The sequence below is a fragment of the Arthrobacter arnarulunnguaqae genome (assembly GCF_051262515.1).
Taxonomy (GTDB): domain Bacteria; phylum Actinomycetota; class Actinomycetes; order Actinomycetales; family Micrococcaceae; genus Arthrobacter_N.
On sequence record NZ_JBIMER010000035.1, the window covers coordinates 1 to 972 of the forward strand.

The 972-nt window shown below is 68.0% G+C and carries 1 protein-coding gene; it reads right to left on the reverse strand.

Annotated features, from left to right (window positions below; translation table 11 throughout):
- Window positions 1–863: IS481 family transposase (locus ACHAAJ_RS15550; RefSeq protein WP_435729154.1), on the reverse strand; the 863-nt coding region annotated here is incomplete at its 3' end.
- Window positions 864–972 lie beyond the last annotated feature (109 nt).

Sequence of the window (972 nt, forward strand, 5' to 3'; positions counted from 1 at the left end):
GCGGCAACGCGTTCGGTCTCCGAGGTGTAGGTGCGGGCGTAGGCCCATTCCTCGAGCATGGTGCGGTTGTAGCGTTCGACCTTGCCGTTGGTTTGGGGCCGGTAGGGACGGGTGCGCTTGTGCTTGATGTCCGGGCCCAGGGCGTCCCGGAAGGCGTGGGAACGGTAGCAGGATCCGTTGTCGGTCAGCACGCGCCGCACCTCGACGCCGCAGCTGTTGAAGTGGGCGTTGGCCCTTTCCCAGAACGCGGCAGCCGTCTCCTTTTTCTCGTCGCCGAGGATCTCGGTGTACGCCAGGCGGGAGTGGTCATCGACCGCGTTGTGCAGGTACGCGTAGCCGGGCCTGCGGTTGGCCGCGGTGCCGGTCTTGTTCCGCCGGCCCGCGGCCTTGCCCAGGGCCTTGTGGCCGCCGCCGTCGGGGATCCGGCCGAGCTTCTTGATGTCGACGTGGACCAGGTCCCCGGGGCGTTCGTGTTCGTAGCGGCGGATGTTCCGGCCCGTGGCGCGGTCCTGCCACCTCAGCTTGGAAAGCCCGTGGCGGGAGAGGACCTTGTGCACCGTCGAGGGATGCATCCCCAGTCGGTACCCGATGCGTGCCGGACCCCAGCGTCGGTTCGCGCGCATGGCGATGATCCTGCGCTCGCGGCGGACCGGGGTCCGGTGTCGGCAGCTCTCGGGCCGGCTGGAACGGTCGTCCATGCCCTCGGCGCCGAGCTCGCGGTAGCGACCTGCCCACCGGGCGGCGGTGGTGACCGAGACCTGGAAGCGCTCTGCGGCCCGCCGCAGGGGCCAACCGTCCTCGACGATGGTTTTGGCCAGGGACAACCGCCCCCTCGGCGCGAGACGTGCGTTAGCGTGGACCATGGAAGACCTCCTGTGGTGAGACGGACTCTGAATAAGCCCACACTCACCCGGAGGTCTTCCTTGTTTCAATCACCCACGCCGAGCGTTACCAACGTTCGTGGTCAATACA